At 72.7% G+C, this 15,985-nt stretch carries 11 protein-coding genes; 3 read left to right on the plus strand and 8 right to left on the minus strand.

Annotated elements, in window-relative coordinates:
* Positions 1 to 385 precede the first annotated feature (385 nt).
* Positions 386 to 1,573, plus strand: coding sequence for an ABC transporter ATP-binding protein (locus CC117_RS23215; protein WP_071087577.1), 1,188 nt, complete (start codon positions 386 to 388; stop codon positions 1,571 to 1,573).
* A gap of 21 nt (positions 1,574 to 1,594) precedes the next feature.
* On the opposite strand, the gene CC117_RS23220 is transcribed toward CC117_RS23215, so the two are convergent.
* Positions 1,595 to 2,233: a TetR/AcrR family transcriptional regulator gene (locus tag CC117_RS23220; RefSeq protein ID WP_071087579.1), complete on the minus strand. Its 639-nt coding sequence runs from the start codon at positions 2,231 to 2,233 to the stop codon at positions 1,595 to 1,597.
* A 105-nt stretch (positions 2,234 to 2,338) separates the two neighbouring features.
* Between CC117_RS23220 and CC117_RS23225 the strand changes: the two genes are divergently transcribed.
* Complete coding sequence (locus CC117_RS23225; protein ID WP_071087581.1) at positions 2,339 to 3,136, plus strand: SDR family NAD(P)-dependent oxidoreductase; 798 nt, start codon at positions 2,339 to 2,341, stop codon at positions 3,134 to 3,136.
* A 68-nt stretch (positions 3,137 to 3,204) separates the two neighbouring features.
* On the opposite strand, the gene CC117_RS23230 is transcribed toward CC117_RS23225, so the two are convergent.
* The gene (locus CC117_RS23230) at positions 3,205 to 4,077 is read right to left on the minus strand and encodes a helix-turn-helix transcriptional regulator (protein ID WP_071087583.1); all 873 of its coding nucleotides are present in this window, start codon (positions 4,075 to 4,077) and stop codon (positions 3,205 to 3,207) included.
* 120 nt (positions 4,078 to 4,197) lie between these two features.
* Here CC117_RS23230 and CC117_RS23235 point away from each other — a divergent pair, with 120 nt between their 5' ends.
* Positions 4,198 to 5,724 (plus strand): MFS transporter, encoded by a 1,527-nt coding sequence (locus tag CC117_RS23235; RefSeq protein WP_084132633.1) that lies wholly within the window; start codon positions 4,198 to 4,200, stop codon positions 5,722 to 5,724.
* Here the strand turns inward: CC117_RS23235 and CC117_RS23240 are convergent.
* The 6 genes from CC117_RS23240 to CC117_RS23270 form a co-directional block, all read right to left on the minus strand.
* Complete coding sequence (locus tag CC117_RS23240; RefSeq protein WP_071087617.1) at positions 5,711 to 6,352, minus strand: class I SAM-dependent methyltransferase; 642 nt, start codon at positions 6,350 to 6,352, stop codon at positions 5,711 to 5,713. The two genes, CC117_RS23235 and CC117_RS23240, sit on opposite strands and share 14 nt — an antisense overlap.
* A 446-nt stretch (positions 6,353 to 6,798) precedes the next feature.
* A complete protein-coding gene (locus CC117_RS23250; protein WP_071087587.1) occupies positions 6,799 to 11,910 on the minus strand; it encodes a diguanylate cyclase in 5,112 nt (1,703 codons plus the stop codon).
* 224 nt (positions 11,911 to 12,134) lie between these two features.
* Entirely contained in the window at positions 12,135 to 12,872 is a 738-nt protein-coding gene (locus CC117_RS23255) for a DUF4232 domain-containing protein (RefSeq protein WP_071087589.1), read from the minus strand.
* A 238-nt stretch (positions 12,873 to 13,110) separates the two neighbouring features.
* On the minus strand, positions 13,111 to 14,352 hold the full coding sequence (locus CC117_RS23260) for a hypothetical protein (protein WP_071087591.1): 1,242 nt from the start codon (positions 14,350 to 14,352) through the stop codon (positions 13,111 to 13,113).
* A gap of 280 nt (positions 14,353 to 14,632) precedes the next feature.
* On the minus strand, positions 14,633 to 14,779 hold the full coding sequence (locus CC117_RS23265) for a hypothetical protein (RefSeq protein ID WP_018635162.1): 147 nt from the start codon (positions 14,777 to 14,779) through the stop codon (positions 14,633 to 14,635).
* Between the two features lie 149 nt (positions 14,780 to 14,928).
* On the minus strand, positions 14,929 to 15,897 hold the full coding sequence (locus tag CC117_RS23270) for a pirin family protein (RefSeq protein ID WP_071087593.1): 969 nt from the start codon (positions 15,895 to 15,897) through the stop codon (positions 14,929 to 14,931).
* Positions 15,898 to 15,985 lie beyond the last annotated feature (88 nt).

Here is a 15,985-nt window from a genome sequence, read left to right on the forward strand (position 1 = left end):
CACTGATCGCGTGTGAGCGCTCTCATGGCTTCGAAACTGTGGGGCCCCGTTACGAAACTGTCAAGTGGTGGCCACGAACCGATGTCGTGGGCACTCTCGGTTCAACGGTGACCACGCAACGGAAAGTCTGTGGATGGGCGGGCGAACCCCTGGACGGGTCGGGGCGCCCATGCGACCCTGTGCGTCACGGCGCGTCGACGCGGATATCGGTACCTCCCTCATCCGAACGTCCGTCACGGCTGGTCGCGCGCTGTCGTTGTGGTGCCGTGTGCTCCCACCGGCGACCCACGTGGGCGAACCATGCGCCGCGGCCAGACGGCGGCGCGGTTTCCCTGCTCGGGTGCCCCGGGGAAGCCCGCGGGTGTCCAAGGGAAGAGGGAGCCCCATGTCCACGATCGAGTTACGCGACGTCACCCTGACCTACGCCGACCGGACCGGCGACGACCGGCCGACCCTCGAGGCGCTCGACCTCGAGGTCGAGGACGGGGAGTTCCTGGTCCTGATCGGCCCGTCCGGCAGTGGGARGACGACAGCGCTGCGGATCGTCGCCGGCCTGCTCGCGCCCACCGCCGGCCGGGTCCTGGTCGGCGGCCGGGACGTCACCGGCGTCCCCCCGGCGGACCGTGATCTCGCGATGGTCTTCCAGAACTACGCCCTCTACCCGCACATGACCGTGCGCCGGAACATGGAGTTCGGCCTGCGGCTGGCCCGCGTCGACCGGGCGGAACGCGACCGCCGGGTCGCCACCGCCGCCGAGATCCTCGGCCTCACCGAGATGCTCGACCGGCGTCCGAAGGCGCTGTCCGGCGGGCAGCGCCAGCGGGTCGCGATGGGCCGTGCCATCGTCCGCCAGCCGCGCGCGTTCCTGATGGACGAGCCGCTGTCGAACCTCGACGCCAAGCTGCGCGTGCGGGTCCGCGCGGAGATCGCCCGCCTGCAGCGCACCCTGGGTACGACGACGCTCTACGTCACGCACGACCAGACCGAGGCGATGACGATGGCCGACCGCATCGCGGTGCTGCACGACGGGCGCCTGCAGCAGCTCGGCACCCCGGACGAGCTGTTCAGTCGGCCGGCGAACGTCTTCGTCGCGACCTTCATCGGCAGCCCGCCGACGAACCTCGTCCCCGGTCACCTGACCCTGTCGGGGAACGCGGCGACCCTGCGGGTCGGCGCCCAGACCCTCGAGCTGCCCGCGTCGGTGCCCGCGTCGGTGCTGGCGTCGCTCGCTCCGTCGGCCGGCACCGACGTGATCGTCGGGGTCCGGCCGCACGACGTCCAGACCGAGCCTCCGACCGAACCGGCGCTGATCCTCGACCTCGAGGTCGACCTGGTCGAGCGGCTCGGCACCGAGACCCTCGCCCACGGAGAGCTCGCGATCGGTATTCCCGCTCCCGCCGCTCCTGCTGGCCCCGCCGGCCCCGGCCGGTTCACGGCGGCGCTGAATCCGCGGATCCCGGTGACCGGCGGCGGCAGACTGCGACTCCACGCCGCTGCCGACCGGCTGCATTTCTTCGACGCCGCAACCGGCGCGACCCTGCGCCGGGAGGCTGTCGCCCTCGCCGCGTCATGACGCTCCGGCGGGCGACCCCCGTCAGTCGCCGTCGCGGCGCGGCGCGGCGTAGCGGGCCGCCATCATCAGGACGGCCTCGTCCACGACGTGGAGGATGGCCGCCTCGTCTGGTGACCAGTGCGGAAGCAGCATCCGGGGCCAGAACACGAAGTTGGAGATCATTCCGAGGAACTGGGTGGTGGCCAGCTCGGTGTCATCGACCACGATGGTCCCCGCCGCGCGTTCGGCCTCCAGGTAGCGCCGGACGGAGTCGAAGTAGGGCATCTTGCCGCGGGTGAACTGGGCCTCGCCAAGCTCGGGAAAACGGTGCAGCTCGGCGATCACGATGCGGAACAGATCGGCCATACCGGGGCGGGTGAGCAGGGCGACGTAGCGGCGGCCGATCGCGGTGAGACCGCCGTGCAGGTCGCCGGCCGGCGGGTGTGTCGCATCGTCCTCGCCGGTCTGCCAGGACGCGGCCACGATCGCGTCGAACAGCGCTGCCTTGGTGGGGAACTGCTTGAAGAGGGTCGCCTTCGACACCTCGGCGCTTTCGGCGATCCTGGCCAGGGAGGTCCCGTCGTAGCCGGTGTCGAGGAACAACCGGGTGGCTGCCGCCAGGATTGCCGCCCTCTTCTGCTCGGCGAGGCGCCGATGGTAGGCCGAGGGTGCGGTCGTCATGGCGGCATTATATGCGAGGTGAGTCACTTGACTCGCCTCTCTGGAGGTGGCTACCTTCCGAGGTGAGATGAGTCGCTCGACTCGCCTACCTGGGAGGAAGATCCGATGGGACGATTCGACAACCGCACCGTGCTCGTCACCGGCGGTGCCGGCGGCCAGGGCTCCAGCCACGTCCGCGCCTACCATGCGGAGGGTGCGAACGTCGTGATCGCCGGTGTCTCGGAAGAACGCGGCCGAGAGCTCGCCGACGAGCTCGGTGGGCGAGGCGAACGCGGTGAGCGGGTCCTGTCGGTCCGGCTCGACGTCACCGACGAGGCGTCGTGGGCAGATGCGATCGCGGCGACCGAGCGGTACTTCGGCCCCTTGTCGGTCCTCGTCAACAACGCCGGTGCGCAGAACCCCGCCGCGCCGGTCGAAGCCACCGACCGCCGGGTCTGGGAACGGATCCTCGACATCAACCTCACCGGCACCTTCCTGGGAATCAGGGCCGCGGTCCCGTCGCTGCGCCGCGGTGGCGGCGGAGTGATCGTCAACATCGGCTCCACGTCCGGGATCGGCGGTACCGCGTGCTATGCGCCGTACGTCGCCAGCAAGTGGGCGGTGCGTGGCCTGACCAGGACCGCCGCCCTTGAGCTGGGCCGCGACAACATCCGGGTCAACGCCATCCACCCCGGCGTCATCGCCACCCCGTTCATCACGGAACCGGCGGCCGGAAGCGACGCGCCGATCTCGGACTTCTACTCGCCCGAGCCGTTCGCCATCCCGCGAATGGGCGAGCCCGCGGATGTCACCCGGCTCCTGCTGTTCATCAGCTCGGCGGAGGCGTCCTTCGCCACCGGCTCGGAGTTCGTCGTCGACGGCGGCCTCCTGCTCGGGCCGGCCCTCAGTTACGAGGCCGCCTGACCGCGCCGACCGCGCTGACTGAGCCGACCGCGTCCTGGCCGTTCTGACGCGCGCGGGTGCGCCGGAGGTCAGTGGTCGTGCGGGGGGCTCGCGGCCTCGGGGTGCTCGCGGATCCAGGCGATGCCGGCCCGGCTGGCGTCGTCGATCGGGGTGTAGACGATGATCCTCGTTCCGGGCTGGGCCGACAGCTCGAGGTTGGTGGAGCGGGTCGCGATGTCGCCGATCCCGGCGTAGCGGAAGACCTTGTTGCACGGCCGCGGCTGGGCGACGTTCTGCCGGGCCCACAGCCGGGCGAAGTCGGGGCTGGCCGCGCACAGGTCGTGGACGAACTCCCGCCAGCCCGGCTCGCCCAGATGCTGGCTGTAGCGGTACCGGAAGATGGCCACGTGCTCGGCGGCGAGTTCGTCGCTGTGCACGACCGGGTTGCAGGACGGCGGCGCGGTGAAGGAGAACCAGGCCGAGTTGCGCGTGTGGCCGGTCGCGCTGGCCAGGCRGGGGACGAGCGCGGCGAAGGTGGCGTTGTGGCTCAGCAGGTCGGAACGGGCGTTGACCAGAGYCGCCGGCAGCGGGTCGAGACTGTCCAGAATGGCGCGGATGTCCTGTGGGAGCGCCTGGGGATCCTCGTCAGACGCGGGCGGCGGGAGCGGCGTGTCCGCCAGGCGGTAGAGGTGCTCGCGTTCGGCGGGCGCCAGCCKCAGCGTCCGGGCGACCGCGTCGAGGACCTGGGAGCTGGCGTTGATGGGTCGCCCCTGCTCGAGCCAGGTGTACCAGGTGACGCCCACGCCGGCGAGCTGGGCGACCTCCTCGCGGCGCAGCCCGGGGGTGCGGCGGCGCAGCCCCGGCGGCATGCCGACGTCGTCGGGGGAGATGCGTGCGCGTCGGCTGCGCAGGAAGAGGGCCAGGTCGGAGCGGCGCCGCTGCTCCCTCCGCGGTCCGGGCACGCCTACGATCGTCGTCACCCCTCCAGAGTGTCCGCCGCAGGCGCGGTGTGCCAGGTGGTGCCACTACCAGTATCAGCGGGCTCTCGTTACCAGTGTTCCCGCGCCTCGAAGCTGCTGGTCATGGTTGATGCACTACGGACCCCCGCGGCAGCGGGACCCGCGAGATCCGCCGTACCCGCCGTACCCGCCGTACCCGCGGGACCCGCCGGACCCGCCGGACAGCCCCGGCCGCGGAGGTCACCCATCCCCCACCGGCCGGCCGGTGGGGCCCTGCTGGCGGTCGTGCTCCTCGGTCAGTTCATGGCGATTCTGGACGTCAGCATTGTGAACGTGGCGCTGCCGACTCTGCGCGCGGACCTGGACGTCTCCGGTGCGGGCCTGCAGCTGGTGGTCGCGGGCTACACCCTTGCCTATTCGGTCCTGCTGATCACCGGGGCGCGCCTCGGTGCTGTGCTGAGCCACCGGCGGGCGTTCCTGCTGGGCCTGGCCGGCTTCACCCTCGCCTCGCTGGCCTGCGGCCTGGCGGTCGGGCCGACCACCCTGATTGTTTTCCGGTTCCTCCAGGGCGCCTTCGCCGCGCTGATGACCCCCCAGGTCATGAGCCTGATCCAGCGGAACTTCGCCGGGGCGGCGCGGCTGCGCGCGCTCGGCTACTTCTCCGCGGTGATCGCCGGTGGCGTGGTCGTCGGCCAGGTCGCAGGTGGGCTGCTGGTCAGCGCCGACCTGTTCGGTGCCGGCTGGCGGACGGTCTTCCTGGTGAACGTCCCGATCGGCGCGGTGCTGCTGGCCGTCGGCTCCCGGGTGATGCCGGTCGACGAGGCGCGGCGCGGGGTGGACCTCGACCTGCCGGGGCTGGTCCTGCTCGCCGCGTCGGTCCTGCTGGTCGTGATGCCGCTGGTTCTGGGGCACGAGCTGGGCTGGCCGGTCTGGACGTGGGTGTGTCTCGCCGCCGGGGTCGCGGTGTTCGGGCTCTTCGTGTACGTGGAGGGGCGGGTGGCTGCGCGGGGCCGGCGTCCGCTGATCTCGGGACGGGTGCTGGCTGCTCCCGGGCTGYGCCCGGCCGCCGCGATCCTCCTGCTGGCCCCGGCGACCTGGGCCGGGTTCCTGTTCACCACCACGCTGCACCTGCAGGGCGACCTCGGGATGAGCCCGCTGATGTCGGGCCTGGCGTTCGTGCCCTGTGTCGTGGCCTTCGCGTTCGTCGGCCTGAACTGGCAGCGGGTTCCGTCCCGCTGGCAGGTCTGCCTGATCCCCGCCGGCTTCACCCTTGCGGCGGTGTCCTATCTCTTCATCGGCCCCCTGGCCGGTGGGGGAGTGCGGTACGAGGTCCTGACAGCGCTGATCGGCTTCGGGCTGGGCGTGATGTCGATCATCATGTCGGTGACGCTGGAGCACGTGCCCGTCGAGGATGCGGCCGACGCCAGCGGGCTGCTGCTCACCCTGATGCAGCTCGGCCAGGTCATCGGCGTGGCGGTGGTGGGGACGGTGTTCCTCACGGCAGCCGGCGACGGCGGCTCGACCCGCCACGCGGAGTACGCGACGGGCCGGGCACTGGCCGCCGTCGCGCTGGCCGCGGCGGTCGGCGCGCTGGTGCTGGCGCGCCGCCGCTGGGCGGGCCGGCCGGTCGCGGCGCCTACCGCCGGGTGAGCGAGGCCAGCCAGGCGGGAACGCCGGCGGGGTCGATGGTGACGGCCAGGGTGGCCGGCTCGATCGCGTCGACCTGCCAGCCGTCCGCGAAGCTGCTCCTGATCTCGGCCTGGCTGATCCGGCGCGGGCCGAGATCGCCCGGGACACTGTCGCTGAAGCAGAGCATGAAGTAGCGGCCGCCGGCGGGGACCACCGCGCCCAGGGCCAGCACCAGCGCGGCCCGGTCGTCGTCGGCCAGGACGTGGAAGAGGCCACAGTCGAGCACGGTGTCGAAGTTCTCGCCCAGGGCCGGCAGGTCCAGCACGTCCCAGACTCGGAACCGTGCCGCGAGCCCGCGCTCCGCGGCCTTGGCCTGGGCACGCCCGATGGCCACGGCCGAGGTGTCGACACCGGCGGCGTCCAGGCCGCGGCCGGCGGCCAGCAGGGCGTGTTCGCCGGTACCGCAGCCGAGGTCCAGGACCCGCCCGCGCAGCACGCCGGCGTCCGCCAGTGCCAGGAACGCCGGCTGTGGACATCCGATGTCCCAGGGCGGTGTGACCTGGTAGAACCCCTCGAAGTCGGCCGGGCGCCGCGGCCCGTGGGCCAGCCGGGACCCGGCGGTGCGCAGCCGGCGTTCCGCTGCCGTCATGATCTCCGTGGCGCGCCGGCCGTCCGCCGCCCGCCGTTTCGCGGCGACCGGCATCCGGTCGGGCTTCGGCCGCGTGTCAGAGGTCAGCCGGGCGTCCGATGCCGACCGCTTGTCCGACACAGGCTGCCTTCCAGGTGCCGGCTGCCGTCCGGGCGCCGGCCTGCCAGGCGTCGGTCGATGGCCGGGCGCCGGCGGTCTGTTCGATGCCAGCGGTACGTCCGGACGTTCGGGAACGGTCATCGCTGCCCTCCTCCGTGTGCCGCTCGGCGACTGCGGGGCAATCGTCGACTGTGAGGTAAAGGTCACTCCGGGTGCCTGGCTTCTGGAGCCTACGCGCGGGCCGGGGCCGGACTCACCGGCGTGACCGATCCGGGCGGTAGACCACATTTCACGGGTGTGCTCCCTGCTGGCGCCCTGTCGCGGGCGTCCTGCCGCGGGTGCGGGGCTCACCCCGGTCCGTGCTGCTCGAGGACCACCTCCACCCGGTTGCGTCCACTGCGCTTCGCCCGGTAGAGCGCGACATCGGCGCACGTCATGAAGTCGGCGAGGGTGTCGTCGGGTCCGGGAACGATCGCCGTGACACCGATGCTCACCGTGACGACACCGCCGGCGGCGCGCGGGTGCGCCTCGTCCAGCTCCTCGACGATCGCGCGCAGGTGGCGGGCGAGCCGCGCGGCGGCCAGCGCGTCGGTGCCCGGCAGCACCACGGTGAACTCCTCGCCGCCGAACCGCGCGGCGACCATCCGGTCGGCCAGGTTCCGGCTGAGGGCTCCGGCAACCCGCTGGAGGCACCTGTCACCCTCGATGTGCCCGAAATAGTCGTTGTAAAGCTTGAAGTGGTCGATGTCGATCATCATGAGAGCGATCGGTGCCGGCTGCCGCCGCGCATGGCGCCATTCGGCCTCGAGGATCTCGTCCAGGCGCCGCCGGTTCGCCAGCCCGGTCAGCGGGTCGGTCACGGAGAGCCGGCGCAGCTGCCGGTTAGCCGCCGCGAGCTGGCGGGTCCGCTTGGCGACCTTGCGTTCCAGCGAGGCGTACATCAGGGCGTTGTCGAGGGAGACCGCCAGCTGCCCGGCCACTGCCATGATCCCTTCGAGGCGGTCGGCCGAGAAGGCGTGGCGGATCATCCGGTTCTCCAGCATGAGCATGGCCCGGAGCCGCCCGCGGGTCGTGATCGGGATGGCGAGCAGCGAGCAGCGGTCCAGCCCGTGGAAGCACGGGTCGCGGCGGAACCGCTCGTCGGCGGCGGCGTTGGCGACGACGACCGGTTCCCGGGTGCGCTCGGCGTACCAGACGACCGACGGCGGCAGCAGGCGCCGTTGGCCCGCCTCCCGCAGCGGGATGCCGTCCCCGGCGCCGGTCGACACCGTCCAGGTCTCGCGCTCCTCGTCGCGCAGCAGCAGGTGGACGTCGGTGGCGCCCGTCATCTCCGACAGGATCGCCACCACCCGGGTCTGCAGCCCGATCACGCTCGTCTCGGAGCTCAGGGCCCGGGAGGCGGCCACGATGCCCCGCAGATCGATCGCGCCCGAGGTGAGCACCGACCGGCGGGTGGGCCGGTCCGTGAGTGCCTGGATGAACGGCTCCTCGACACCGGGCGTCGACCGCAGCGTGGGACTGCCCCAGTCGAGCAGGTTGACCTTCGCCGTGGCGCCCCAGGTCGCGTAGACCCGCCGACTCGCGGTGAGAAGCAGGCGGCCGGCCTCCTCCATCCCGTGGGCCAGGTAGAAGCGGGCCGCCTCCTCCAGGATCAGCGCCAGGTGCCACGGCCGTTCCCGCGAGACGGCCTCCCGTTGGGCGATGTCGAACAGGTAGGCGGCCTGCTGGAAGTCGCCGACCGCCCAGGCCCGCTCCGCCTGCGCCAGGCTCAGCAGGTGCAGGACGTTCTGCGGCGCGTCCGCGGTGCGCGCGGCCAGCCACGTGATCGTCTCGTCGAGCGCCGCCAGCTCGGCGCAGCTCGGCGTTCTGTCCGGGCCCGCGCCGGCGGCCGGGGCCGCGGCACCGGTCGAACCGGTGGTGCAGGGCTCCGTCTGCCCGGAACGGATCCGCCAGGCGGACGACAGCATCCGCAGCAGGACGGCCATCAGCGTCGGGTAGGTCGCCTCCATCGGGGGCCACAGCGGTTCCAGTGCGGTGAGGTGCCTGCTCAGGTCGTCCGGCCGGTCGAAGACAGCGGCGGTGAACGCCCTGGTGAGGTGGAAGTGCGCCAGCGCGCTGGAGTTACCCGCCAGCAGCGACAGATCGGCCGCCTCGTCGGCAGCGGTGTCCTCCGCCTCGCCGCGCAGCACCCCCAACAGGTGGTGGTAGGTGAGCAGCAGCTCCTCCGCCTGCTGGTTACCGGTACGGACGGTCAGCTCCACGGCTGCCTCGGCCTCGGCGAGGACGACGTCCAGCGACGGCGCGGAGTCGAGCAGGTTGAACAGCACGACGGGATGGGCCCAGGAAGCCGACTGGTAGTCACCGACCTCCAGCAGCCCCGCCAGTGCGCGCCGCGCGCCGGCCAGGTTCTCCTCCAACGGCTCGAACCAGTGGCCGGAGCTCACCGTGTAGACGAGCAGGGCCTGCCACACGGCCGGCTCGTAGCCCCGGGCGTGCCCGACGGCGAGCAGCCGCCGCACGAGCCGGTGGCCGGTCCGCCGGTCGTCGCGGCGGGCGGTCGTCACGAACGCCGCGTGGCTGGCCGGGCCGAGCAGGACCTCGGACGGACCGGACCAGGCCCAGATCTCCAGCGTCATCACCGTGAACCAGGCGCTCATCATCTGGTCGTGCAGGAAGATGGCTGGCATCAGCCGGTAGATGATCGTGGCGATGCTCAGCTGGCGCTGATCGGTCAGCTCGGGCCGGCGCACGTCGTCCGCGTCGCTGGTGTCGTTGATCCACCGGTCGAGCCGGTCCAGCCCGCGGTCGATCTCCGCGGCCAGCTCCCCGTGCTCGGGGACGCGCAGGCCCAGCAGCTGGATCTGGTCGATGCCCAGCTGGATCGCCTCGGTGGCGTGTCCGCGGAAGGTGAGACTGCTGATCTGCGCCCCGGTGGCCACGGTCCGCCGCACCGGGTCGGTGCACAGCCGGGTGATGGTCCGGTAGGCGGCGTCCGCCTCGTCCAGCCGGCCCAGGTTGTGCAGGGCGGCGTGCCGCTCCGTGTGCACGGCGAGCAGCTCGTCGACGTCCGCCGGATCGAGGAGCTCCGCCGCGGCGGTCAGGAGGCGCTCGACCTGCGCATGACTGCCGACGGTCCGGGCCTCGTCGGCGGCCCGCCGCAGCAGCGCGGCCACCCGCGGCCGCTCGTCGTCCGCCAGAGCGCCGACACTGGCAACGTCCTCCGGGACGGCCTGTGAACCGTCCGCGACGTCGACGCTGTCTGCGATGTTCATGCTGTCCGCGACGTCCAGGCCGCCCGAGGTGCCGACGTCGATGACCGCCAGGTACTGCTCGGCCGCGGCGGAGCAGTACTCCGGGTGGTCGGCCAGGGCGCGGGCCAGCCTCAGCCGCAGCCGTGCGGTCCGTCGCGGCCGCGCGGTGAGGGCCGCGAGGATGCTCTCCCGCGTGCGGTCATRCACGAAGCGCACCTCGTGCCGGCCGCCGGACGCGGACGCGATGACCAACAGGCCCGCGTCGAGTGCCGGGGCCAGACGCCGCTCGACCTCGTCCGCGGGCAGYGCCATCGCCGCGGTCAGGAGGTCGAGATCCACCTGGCCGGCAAGGCAGGCAAGCGCCGCCAGCAGCTCCGCGGCCGGGCCGGGTAACGCCCTGACCGGAGCCGCCAGCATCGCGGGGAGCCCGTCGCGGTCGAGCCGGCGGCGCACCACCTGCCGGTCCCAGCGCCAGCCGCCCTGCGCCGGGCTCAGCAGACCTTCGTACCGCAGCGTGTTGAGCAGCTCGACGGTGTCCATCGGGTTGCCCTGGGTGAACGGTGCGATGGTCTGCGCCAGGTCCGCGGCCGGCCCGTGGGCGAGGTGCAGGACGTCCGCCACCATCATCGCCTGCGCCGACGGCGAGAGATTCTCCAGCCGCAGGTGGCGTGGCGCCGCCGGATCGCGCAGCCATCGGCCGAATACCTCGGCGAGGGGGGCGGCGGGGGCGAGCACGCCGTCCCGGAAGGCGCTCACGAGCAGCAGCCCGTCGATCTCCGCCGCGCCGGTGAAGATCTGGTCGAGGGGTTCCAGCGGTGCCCGGGTGGCCCACTGGATGTCGTCCACGAAACAGACCACGGGCCGCTTCGGTGAGGCGACCGCACGCAGGCTCTCGACCGCGGCGTGGGTGGCCCGGGCCCGAGCCGACATCAGATCACCCGGTTCCGGTGACACGTCGAGCACCAGTGCCAGCTCGGGGACGGCGGCGGCGGCGAGGCCGGCGTTCGCCCCCAGCACCCGGCGCAGCCGGTCACGCAGCTCGCCGAGGCGGTCCTCCGGCTCGGCGAGCAGCAGCCGGCCGAGAGCTCTGAGTGCCTGGCGTAGGCCGTCATGCGCCTGGTCCCGGCGGTACTGGTCGAACTTCCCGGTCACGAACCAGCCGTCGCGGCCCGCTGTGATCAGTCGTAGCTCGTTCACCAGAGACGTCTTGCCGACTCCTGGCGGGCCGCTGACCAGCACCCCGCGTGTGTGCCCTGTTGTGGCCTCGGTGAACGCGGTGCTCAGCGCGTCGATCTCCGGCTCACGGCCGAACAGCAGCGTGGACACCAGCGGGCGGGTCCGCAGATCGCCGTTGCCGGGCTGCTCCGGCGGGGTGCCGCTGCGCAGCAGCGCGAGGTCGTGCAGCAGGCCCCCGGCGCTCTGGTAACGATCGTCGGGTTCCTTCTCCAGCAGGTGCGCGATGATGGCTGAAAGCTCCGGCGGCATCGCCGGATTGCGCCGCGCCACCGGTACCGGCACCCGGGCGAGATGATCGTGGATGACGCGCAGCGGCTCCTGGACGCCGAACGGGGGCGTGCCCGTCGCCAGCTCGTACAGGGTCGCGCCGACGGCGTACAGATCGGCCCGGTGGTCGGACGGGCGGCTGGTCCGGCCGGTCTGCTCCGGTGCCAGGTACGGCACCGTCCCGACGATCGCGTTGTGGTGGGTGAACTCGGGCCGGACCGAGGAATGCGTGGTCGCGAGCGCGAAGTCGATAAGGCACAGGCGGCTGCCGTCCGTGCTCACCACGATGTTGGACGGGCAGATGTCCCGGTGGACCACGCCGCGGTCGTGCACACCCGCTACTGCCCGGGCCAACGCCTCGGCGATCGTGACCAGCAGCTCCGGTGTGAGTGGCGTGACCCGCCGGGAGAGCGCCGTGCCGCCGATGTCGACCAGCAGCATGGATCCCGGGAACGCCTCCGCCCCGGCGGCGAGCTGGACGACCCCCTCGACGCCGACGAGGCAGCGCAGGGTCTCCCGCTCGTGCCGCAGCCGCAGCTCCGCGCCCCGGCCCAGCGCCTCCTTCCTGATCACCGGCCCGCCCGGCCGCAGCACCCGGGTGACCCGGGTCAGCTCGGTCTCGGCGAGCACCTCCGGCGGCGTATCCGGCAGCGGCGCTGCCACCTCCGTTTCCGGTGCTGCCGGTGGATCGCGGCCCGGAGTCATCTGCCGGCCTGCTGTTCCGCGCCGTCCGCGCGGAGTTCTGTCAGCCCCACACGGCCAGTCTGCCCCGATGGCGGGGTTGGCACCGTAATGATCAGACCTCACGCCCACCCGCCGCCCGGAGCATGCGCATACGTCCCGACCTGCACGGACGTAGGGCGGGGGCGTTCGCTCGAAGCGTCAGGCGCCGGGCTCGCAGACTGCGGGCTCGTCAGGCGCCGGCCTCGTCAGGCGCCGGGTTGCAGCGCCGAGATGTACGTCCCCGGGTGGGTGGCGCCGTCCTGGCGCAGCAGCGGCCCGCGGGTCCAGGGCACCTGCAGGGACGTCCGCTCGTCGGGTGGGATGAGCACCAGGGTCGCCGGGGCGAAGGCGACCGCGTCGCGCTGCGTGGGATCCAACGGCAGATAGCTCAGCGTCGCGTGCGCCGCCGCGCCGGGCGCCAGCACGATCCGGGTCGCGGGGACCTGCGTGGAGCGCACCAGATCCCAGACCTCACCGCCGGATGTCCGCAGCTGTGTGCCGGGGAAGCCGTGGAGGGTGCACTGCCGCGCCGAGCGGTTCGTGAAGATCACACGCGCGTGCCGCTGTGCCGTGCCCGCCTCCGGCGTGTCCGGAACGGAGGCGGTCAGGTCCGCCGTCACGCACCGCGCCGGCGACCCGGACGGCCCACCGCTGCTCGGCCGGCTGCCGGTGGTGTTCGCGGAACCCGGCCCGGCGTCCGGCCCGTCGGCGCGGACGGTCGCCTTGCCGCGGGTCGTCGAGTTCCGGGTGGACGAGCTGTCGTTGCACGCGGTCAGGAACACCAGCAGTGGCAGGAGCACCAGCAGCGGCACCGGGAGCAGCGACGGGAGCAGCAACGGGCGGCGGGGCAGCGCGGAACTGCTCCGCGGGCGGGGCCGCACCTGCCGGCGGGGCAGTACCGCGTGGGCCCGTCGCTGCAACGGTCGGTCGGTTGCCGGGCGCATGGGGTCTCCTTTGCCTGCCGGTTGATTCGTCCCGGTTCTGACTATCGCGCGGGACCCCTTCCGCCGGCGCTCGGAGAGAACGTCATCGCCGGTCCGATATCTGACACGGGTAGGGGACGCAGTGGCAATGACCGGAAGCCGCGCGCGGGTTTCACGGGCGGTCTCACGGGAATGCGCGGGTGGCCCGTCCGGCCGTCGGGGGAATCAGGTGGTCGACCGAATCAGGCGTTCGGCGGAATCAGGCGTTCGCGGAGCGGGGCCGGGGGCCGGTGGAACGCATGTTCACCAGCCGTCCCAGCAGGTCGAACCAGAACGGTGCGCCCGCCGTCAGCGCGAAACAGGCGATCGCGATACCGGCGATCTTCAACAGCCATCCGCTGGCGGAGGTCGGAACCTCCCGCGGGTCGTCGCGCCCGTCGTCCGCCTGGACCCAGCCGACCGGGATGGACAGCCCGGAAGCGTCCCGCACCGCCTCGATCGTCCGCTCGGTCGCGGCGCCGACCCCCTGCTCCCCGGCTGGCGTCTCCGCGGAACCCGCGGCAGCACCGGGCTCCCCGGCTTCGGTCGTGGTCATCTCGGTCACCTCGGACACGGCGGCGGCCACCGCGGCCTCGCGCACGGTGCCGTCCTGCCACAGGGCCCGGGTGATGGAGACCGCGTCCAGGTTGAACACCAGCGACAGCGCGATCGCGTAGCCGAGCAGGAAGGCGCTGATCCGCCGCTTGTACCAGCCGGAGAGGCGGTCCATGGCGTCGTCGTACCAGCGGGCCAGCTCGGCGACGATCTTCTCGCGGTCACCGCCCGCCTGGACGATCGCCGCGGTGAGAGCGGTCCGCGCGGGGGAGGGCGGCAACGCCGCCAGGCCCTCCTCCAGGGTGGCCACCGGGCCGGACCCGACGGCGGACACGAGAGCGGCGGCCACCACCCGCCCCGTCGGGTGGTCCGCCGGCATCGCCTCGTACAGCGCCTGGGCGGCGCGTACGTCCAGGCCGCGCCGGGCCGTCTCGTAGGCGCGCCGGTAGGCCGCGCGGAGGTCGGCCGGGACGTCGCCGGGCAGCGTGTCCGGGCGCAGCTGGTGCAGCATCACCCGGGCTGGCGGATCCACCCGGTCGAGCAGAGCCTGCGCGAACGTCGTGGACGGAAGGTAGGACGGCAGCCGTAGCCGGCGGGCGCGATGCATCGAGGCCAGCGCCCCGCCCACGGGCGGATCGTCGGCGACAGACGCCGGAGTGTTCTGGCGGCCGGTGGTCCGCATGACCCGCAGCGGGCCGTCGAGAAGCTCGGCGGTGACGTCCGGGTGGTCCGTGGCCTGTCCCGGACGGGGGGAGCCCAGCAGCGCGCGGAGCTCGGCTTCGAGGCGGTTGCCCCGGTAGTGGAACAAGGCCAGCACCGTCTCGTTGATGCGCGACACGGCAAGGCTGAAAGCGGCGAAGATGAGCGCGAGTCCGACAAGGACGTCAAGCGCGGACGACTCCGGCATGCCCCGATTCCCGCTTCTCCGGCATCCAGGTGCTGCGTGTCCGCCGGCATTCCGCGGCACCCACACATCGGGACCATCCCGACTGGACCGCGCATTTCTACACCGCAGCCGGGTAACCGTGCGGGGGATCACCGCAGTTGGCAGCGAACTGCCGAGGACGGAGACCGGTGACGACGGAGACCGGTGACGATGCGGGCCGGTGACGATGCGGGCCGCGGGCGGGCCGCCGAGGTCCGCCGGCAACCCGCGGGTGGACCTCGGCGTCCGTGGCGCCGGAACCTCAGTACGCGAGGAACAGGATCTGGTCCCGGGTGTAGTCGTGCCCCGGGTGCTTCTCGGCCAGGTGGGCCTGGGTCTTCTCCACGAGATCGTCCTCGTCCTCGCCCACGATGAACTCACCGCACGGGCAGCTGAGACGCCGCTTCACCGGTCCTCCTCTCCTGGCGGGCGACGTGCGCCGCCCACCACCTGTGTCCGCCTTCAGTCTTCCCCGTCCGGTATCGACCGCGCATCCGTTCGGCCATGGTCGCGGGACGAGGCCGGCGCTGGTACCGGGCGTGCGCTCCGCCGGCGCGGTCAGGGCCTCGCGCGGGGCCTGATCCTCGTCCCGGGCAGCGGTGGCGCCGGCAGCCAGGCGGGGCCACCGGTGTACCCCTCCACCCGGCCGAACCGTTCCGACTGGCGCTGCCACTCCTCGCGGAACGCGGCGATCTCGTCGTGGCTGCGGCCGATGAAGTTCCACCACATCACGATGTCCTCGGTGAAGGGGGCACCGCCGAGCAGCACCACGCGGACGTCCGCGCCGGTGGGGTTCGCCAGCTCCAGGCCCGCGGGGCCGGCCGCGACGAACCCCAGCTCACCGCGTGCGACCGGACGCCCGGCGAGCTCGAGAGTCCCGCTGTCGACTAGGACGCCGTGCTCGTGGCCCGGATCGACCGGCAGGCGCAGGCGCGCGCCCGGGGGCAGGACGAGCTCCGCGCCGAGCAGCGGGCTGAACGTCGGGACCGGAGACCGCTCGCCGGCCAGCTCGCCGAGGAGGACCCGCACCGCCGCGCCGTCGATCTCGACGACCGGCGGGGTGTGGTGCTCGAAGTTCGCCGGGGCGTCGCGGTGCGCGTCGGGCAGCGCCACCCAGAGCTGCACCCCGTGCAGGACAGCCGTGCCCGGCGCGGACACCTCGGAGTGGCAGATGCCGTGGCCGCCGGTCATCAGGTTCAGCTCGCCGGGCCGGACCAGCGCGTGCGTGCCCAGGCTGTCGCGGTGCTCGACCACCCCCTCGAACAGCCAGCTCACCGTCTGCAGCCCGGTGTGCGGGTGCGGCGGGACGTTCATCCCACCGCCACCGGCGGAGACGTCGTGCGGGCCGTAGTGGTCGGCGAAGCACCACGCGCCGATCATGGAACGGGTGTGCCGGGGGAGGGTGCGCCGTACCTCCAGGCTGCCGCCGAGAGGCACCCGGTGCGGGGTGATGATCTCCACCCCCGGGCCGGCGGACTTCTCGGCCTGGCACCGGATCTCGGTCGGTACCTCTTCCACATTGCTCACTGGTGCACCTTCCTCGTGTCGGAACTCGCGAATGGGAGAGTTCGGACACGCCCCTGGTCCCCACCGGGCCATCGCCCTGCTCGCTCGA

It is taken from the genome of Parafrankia colletiae (assembly GCF_001854655.1).
GTDB lineage: Bacteria > Actinomycetota > Actinomycetes > Frankiales > Frankiaceae > Parafrankia > Parafrankia colletiae.

Bases quoted from the DNA above. Each gene is read 5' to 3' on its own strand.
- CC117_RS23220 (WP_071087579.1), bottom strand. From the start codon at position 2,233: ATGACGACCGCACCCTCGGCCTACCATCGGCGCCTCGCCGAGCAGAAG.
- CC117_RS23225 (WP_071087581.1), top strand. From the start codon at position 2,339: ATGGGACGATTCGACAACCGCACCGTGCTCGTCACCGGCGGTGCCGGC.
- CC117_RS23240 (WP_071087617.1), bottom strand. From the start codon at position 6,352: ATGACGGCAGCGGAACGCCGGCTGCGCACCGCCGGGTCCCGGCTGGCC.
- CC117_RS23255 (WP_071087589.1), bottom strand. From the start codon at position 12,872: ATGCGCCCGGCAACCGACCGACCGTTGCAGCGACGGGCCCACGCGGTA.
- CC117_RS23260 (WP_071087591.1), bottom strand. From the start codon at position 14,352: ATGCCGGAGTCGTCCGCGCTTGACGTCCTTGTCGGACTCGCGCTCATC.